Origin of the sequence: Caballeronia sp. BR00000012568055, from assembly GCF_029439455.1 — a bacterium.
Taxonomy (GTDB): Bacteria; Pseudomonadota; Gammaproteobacteria; order Burkholderiales; family Burkholderiaceae; genus Caballeronia.
On record NZ_JAQFVG010000049.1, the window covers coordinates 1 to 5,922 of the forward strand.

The 5,922-nt window shown below is 57.6% G+C and carries 6 protein-coding genes; 3 read left to right on the forward strand and 3 right to left on the reverse strand.

What is annotated here, in order from left to right; translation table 11 throughout:
* Positions 1-821, reverse strand: an 821-nt coding sequence (locus P7F28_RS03845; RefSeq protein WP_277183116.1) for a zinc-dependent alcohol dehydrogenase family protein, incomplete at its 3' end; no start/stop codon positions are given.
* 268 nt (positions 822-1,089) lie between these two features.
* Here P7F28_RS03845 and P7F28_RS03850 point away from each other — a divergent pair.
* The 3 genes from P7F28_RS03850 to P7F28_RS03860 are packed head-to-tail and all read left to right on the forward strand — an operon-like array spanning position 1,090 to position 5,062.
* Positions 1,090-1,545 carry a 2Fe-2S iron-sulfur cluster-binding protein gene (locus tag P7F28_RS03850; protein WP_277183117.1) on the forward strand — a complete coding sequence of 152 codons (456 nt, stop codon included), beginning with the start codon at positions 1,090-1,092 and terminating at the stop codon, positions 1,543-1,545.
* Position 1,546: 1 nt separating this feature from the next.
* Positions 1,547-3,781 carry a xanthine dehydrogenase family protein molybdopterin-binding subunit gene (locus tag P7F28_RS03855; RefSeq protein WP_277183118.1) on the forward strand — a complete coding sequence of 745 codons (2,235 nt, stop codon included), beginning with the start codon at positions 1,547-1,549 and terminating at the stop codon, positions 3,779-3,781.
* 12 nt (positions 3,782-3,793) lie between these two features.
* Positions 3,794-5,062, forward strand: a complete 1,269-nt coding sequence (locus P7F28_RS03860) for a cytochrome c (protein ID WP_277183119.1) — start codon at positions 3,794-3,796, stop codon at positions 5,060-5,062.
* Between the two features lie 38 nt (positions 5,063-5,100).
* Here P7F28_RS03860 and P7F28_RS03865 read toward each other — a convergent pair whose 3' ends face one another.
* Positions 5,101-5,370, reverse strand: coding sequence for a DUF1488 family protein (locus tag P7F28_RS03865; protein WP_277183120.1), 270 nt, complete (start codon positions 5,368-5,370; stop codon positions 5,101-5,103).
* 102 nt (positions 5,371-5,472) lie between these two features.
* On the reverse strand, positions 5,473-5,922 hold a 450-nt coding region (locus P7F28_RS03870), incomplete at its 5' end, for a hypothetical protein (protein ID WP_277183121.1).

A 5,922-nucleotide genomic window follows, 5' to 3' on the forward strand; every position in this document is an offset into this window, starting at 1 on the left:
TGGGTGCGATATTCACCGCTTAGCAAAGGATGCAGCGTGAATACGCCGGAATAAGTGGCTTCACGAAACGATAGCGGCGCAAGCGCATGCGTGCCCCAACCCAACGCGCTGACGACATGCCCGAAGTGTTTGACTGCGGCGAACGATGCATCGAGCGATGTGCTGCCTGCCGTATCGACAACGAGGTCGAAGCCTTGGCCGTCTGTATGTTCCGCGACATATTGTTCGACACTCGTTGTACGGTAATCGATAGGCGTGGCCCCTAAGCTTTGGATAAACGCGTGATCGCGTGCGCTGGCGGTCGCGAATACGTGCGCGCCGAGCGCAAGCGCGAGCTGAACAGATAAATGTCCGACGCCACCCGCGCCGCCTTGCACGAGCACCGTGCGATCCGCCTGCAAATTCGCGCGATCCACAATGCCCGCATACGATGTGATGAACGCCAGCGGCATGGCCGCGGCCTCGCGCATCGAAAGATTGGCGGGTTGGTGCGCGAGCAATGCGGCATCGACAGCGGCATAGTCTGCAAGCGCGCCTTGAATGCCGCCGACGCCGCCGGTCATGCCATAGACGGCATCGCCGGGAGCGAAGTGCGTGACATCGTCGCCGACCGCTTCGACGACCCCGGCCATATCGATGCCTAGTATCAGCGGCAGCGCATGCTTAGCATGGTCCGCTGCGCCCGCGCGGATTTTCATATCGAGCGGATTGAGTCCGCAAGCGTGAATACGCACGAGCACCTGATCGGGCTTAGGCGATGGACGCGGAATATCCGTGAGTTCAAGCGGACCGTTATGTCGGTTAAGCACAAGCGCCTGCATTATCGTCTCCTTTAGCGATGCAACTAACTGTCTTGCGCTTTAGTGTCTAAATATCAACCACACTAGCCGAAATAAATCGGCTTAGGTACTACCTCAAGCATTCAAAAATGCCTAAAAGTCCGTGCATGAATCCATATGTGCCGGCTTTATTAAGCAGCGCTACAATCCGCTAGCCTCAGGAAATTTCGTACGCTTCCACTGAACGCTCCCCACGCGTTCAGTCATTTGCGCTATCCGCCAGACACGCATTCTTAAGCCGGAGCCGCTCGTGACTACACTTTCCATCAACGGCCAGACCCATACTGTCGATGCACCGCCCGATATGCCTTTGCTTTGGGTATTGCGCGATCTCGTGGGACTGACTGGAACCAAATTCGGCTGCGGCATCGCGCAATGCGGCGCTTGCACCGTTCATCTCGATGGCGCGGCGGTGCGCTCGTGCGTGTTGCCGATTGCCGCCATCGGCGATCGCAAGGTGACGACGATCGAAGCCGTGGACACCACGCCCGCAGGCAAGAAAGTGCAGGCTGCATGGCGCGCGCTGGACGTCGTGCAGTGCGGTTATTGCCAGTCGGGACAAGTGATGTCGGCGTCTGCTTTGTTAAGCCAGGTGCCCAATCCCACTGATGACGATATCGATGCCGCGATGGCGGGCAATATCTGTCGCTGCGGCACGTATAACCGCATCCGTGCGGCCATCAAGCAAGCGGCCAGGGAGGCGTGACATGTCGCAAGGACTGATCGAAGCGGGCCGTCATGCGGCGCGTGCGGGATTCTCACGCCGTGCGTTTTTGAAGTTCGGTGTATCGGCGGGCGTTGCGGCGGGCGGGGGATTACTGATCGGCTTTAGCTTGCCGGCGGCAAGTCAGGATCAGGGAAATGCTAAGTCCGTCGTCGGTGGCGATGGTATCGAGACACCGCAGGACGGTGTCTTTGCGCCGAATGCTTTCGTGCAAATCGACAAGAACGGCAAGGTTGTTTTAATCATGCCGAAAGTCGAAATGGGTCAAGGCGTTTATACGTCTTTGCCGATGTTGATCGCGGAAGAACTCGAAGTGCCGCTCGATCATGTCACCATCGATCATGCGCCGCCCAACGAAAAACTCTTTACGGATCCGCTTTTAGGCGGCCAATTGACGGGCGGGTCCACATCGATTCGTTACGCATGGGAGCCCTTGCGCAAAGCAGGCGCGACCGCGCGCATGATGCTGGTTGCCGCAGCCGCGCAACAGTGGCAATGCGATCCGTCAGGGTGTCAGGCGCAGAGCGGCAAGATCATGCACGTGTCCACCCAACGCACTGCGAATTACGGCGATCTGGTCGAAGCCGCCGCTAGGCTGCCCGCACCGCAAAACGTCGCGCTTAAAGATCCTAAGGACTTCAAGATAATCGGCACGCAAGTCAAGCGCCTCGATTCGCCTGAGAAAGTGGATGGCAGTGCGGTGTTCGGGCTGGACGTGCGCTTGCCGGATATGGTCTATGCGGCCATCGTCAATTGTCCGGTCTTTGGCGGAAAGTTGGTTTCTGTCGATGACACCAACGCTAAGAAAATCCCCGGCTTCAAACAAATCGTCAAGTTCGATAACGGCGTGGCCATTATCGGCGATCACACGTGGGCCGCTAAACGCGGCGCGGCGGCGCTAACGATTCAATGGGACGAAGGGCCGGGCGCAAGCGTCACCATGGAACAAATCTATGGCGACATGGCGAATGCATCGCAAAAGAATGGCGCGGTCGCGCGCAAGGATGGCAATGTCGATAACGCATTTTCCAGCGCTAAGACGCGTGTCGATGCGGTGTATCGGCAGCCCTTGCTCGCTCACGCGACGATGGAGCCGATCAATTGCACGGTCCATGTGCGCGCCGATGCCTGCGATATCTGGCTAGGCACGCAAGTGCCCACGCGTATCGTGGATGCAGGCGTGCAAGCCACGGGTTTGCCGCCGGAAAAGATCGTGGTGCATAACCATTTGATCGGTGGCGGTTTCGGCAGACGGCTCGAATTCGATATGGCTACGCAGGCGCTCAAGATCGGCAAGCAAGTTGGCGTGCCGGTGAAAGTCGTGTGGTCGCGCGAAGAAGATATTCAGCACGATATGTATCGTCCGTGCTACTACGACAAGCTCTCTGCGGGACTCGATGCGAATGGCAAGCCGGTTGCGTGGACACATCGCATTGTCGGGTCTTCGGTATTGGCGCGCTTTGCACCGCCTGCCGTCAAGAATGGCGTCGATCCGGATGCAGTAGAGGTCGCGTCGGACTTGCCGTATGACCTGCCTAATCAGCTTGTCGATTACGTGCGCTATGAGCCGCATGCCGTACCGACCGCTTTTTGGCGTGGTGTCGGGCCGACGCGTGGCACGTTCGTCGTAGAAAGTTTTATTGATGAACTCGCAGTGCAGGCTAAAGCCGATCCAGTGCAATATCGCCGTGATTTATTGGCTAAGACACCGCGTGCGCGCAATGTGCTCGATGTCGCCACGCAAGCCGCCAATTGGGGCAAGCAAACTATGCCGCAAGGTCAAGGGCGCGGCGTCTCCGTGATGCACGCGTTCGGCAGTTTCTTTTCGATGGTCGCTGATGTGAGTGTCGATAAGAACGGCGCGGTAAGAGTGGATCGCGTGGTCTGCGCGGTGGATTGCGGCCGCGTCGTCAATCCTAATACGGTCGAAGCGCAAGTGCAGGGCGGGATTATCTTTGGCATCACGGCCGCGCTATATAGCGAAATCACCATTAAGAACGGCCGCGTCGAGCAAAGCAATTTCACCGACTATCGGATGCTGCGAATACACGAAACACCGCCGATCGAAGTGCATATCGTCAAGAGCACGGAAGCGCCGGGCGGTATTGGCGAACCGGGCACGGCGGCGCTTGCGCCCGCGATTACCAATGCAATTTATGCGGCGACGGGCAAGCGGCTCAGGCAGCTACCGGTCGGCAGTCAACTGCAAAGCGCTTGACGGAGGCCGAAGATGAAAAAGTCGCTGATAGCCGCGCTTTTTGCGGCACCTTTTATCGCGCATGCTGCCGATGCCGCTAACGACGCGCTCGTCGCACGCGGCGCATATCTGTCTAAAGCGGGCGATTGCGTTGCTTGCCACACCGCGCCGCGCGGCAAGCCTTTAGCAGGCGGCTTGCCGATGACCACGCCTTTAGGCGCAATTTATACGACCAACATCACGCCCGACCCGGACACCGGCATAGGCAAGTACACCGAAGAGGATTTCGCGCGCGCCTTGCGTGAAGGCGTGGCCAAAGACGGCCACAATCTTTATCCGGCCATGCCTTATCCGTCCTACGCCAAGATCAACGATGAAGACATGCATGCGCTCTATGCGTACTTCCTGCACGGCGTCAGTCCCGTCAAACAGGCCAATCGCGACTCAGACATCAAATGGCCGATGAATATGCGCTGGCCTTTGAAAATGTGGAACGTTGTCTTTTTGGACAAAGGCGCATATCACGACAAGCAAGGCAAAGACGTCGCATGGAATCGAGGCGCTTATCTTATTCAAGGCCTTGGACATTGCGGCTCGTGTCATACCCCGCGCGGTATCGCATTTCAGGAAAAGGCGGTTGACGAAAGCGGCAGCGCTTATTTGACGGGCAGTTCGCTTGACAACTGGTTCGCATCGAACTTGACTGGCGAACACAACACTGGCTTAGGCCGATGGTCGGAAGCCGACGTGATCGCGTTTCTCAAGACGGGTGCGAATGCGCACGCATCGGCGTTCGGTTCCATGTCGAGCGTGATCAATAACAGCACGCAAGCGCTAAGCGACGCTGATATCGCTGCAATGGCGCGATATCTCAAGTCCTTGCCCGCAACAGGTGGCGACGGCTCGCCGCCATATTCGTACGATGCTAAGGCGACCAAGGTATCGTTGATGCGGCCGCCCGCGCATGACTCAGGCGCACGGGTTTATACGGCGTTCTGCATGCACTGTCACGGTATCGATGGACGCGGCTTTGCGCCGATGCTTGCGCCGCTTGCGGGGAATCCGAACGTGCTGGAAAAGGATGCGTCGTCGCTTATCAACGTGACGCTCAACGGAACCGACGATCTGGTGATTCAGGGCGTGCCCGCGCCTTATCCGATGCCGCATTACGCGCCGGTCCTGAGCGATCAGCAAATCGCCGATGTGCTGACTTTCATTCGCGGGGCATGGAACAACAACACATCTGCGGTGAGCGTGGATGACGTTGCCAAGCTAAGAAAGGCGACTCAAGTTTCGCGCTAAGCACTAAAGGCTTAAGCGGCGCAAGCCGCTTAAGCGACTTAGGCCGAAAAATCCATCACATCGAGATGAACGGAATGCGACGGATGCGCCAGGAACTTGCGATGCACGCGCGCACTGATGCGCTCATAGCCATCTGAAAGCGCTTTGAGCAGGCGCTCGTCGCTGGCACCGGCGGGGGCCCAGAAGCATTGCTCCAACGCTTTACGCGTGATGTTGCACTGGATTTCGTGCTCGCGTGAGAACGTGATGAAACTGACGGACGCGCGGTCCGCCGAAATAGTGGCATTGATCGTGAGCTTGCTTGTCATGATTCGACGGCGATATCGGGTGCTGGTTTTATTTTGTCAGAAATCGGCGATTTCGCGCATACGAGGTTGGTATCGAAACGTGCGCAAGCGGCCAAAAAAGGGTCATTCATTCCCTTGACACACGGAATTCTTAAGGTCGAGTTGAGGAACTACGCGGCGCTTGGCCGTAATCCGCGCAATTCGGGCTAAGCCCGCATCTAAAAGCCTGAACATTTGCCTTGGCTTGAGCGAACGTTCGTTCGACCTGCCGTTGTTTTTTGTCTGCATCCTAAATGGCGGGTTGAGTGCCACCCGGCTTGCATTTCGCTTCATCGACAGGGAAAAATGAAAACAAACCATGCTCAGGTGTACTACTCTAGGAACGGTTGAGCGTAGCGGCATCTGCGCCCAAGTCTGATCGGGCGAATCATCCGGCACGGCCGGCTTTGCACTCGATGCAGGCCACGCCGCGCATCCCTGCAATTCCACCAGGCAACGCGCGGCCCGCTTTTTAAGCTGCGGCTTGCCGCCAGCAGGAGCGGAACATGAAGCATCCATCGCTGTTGGACCCCT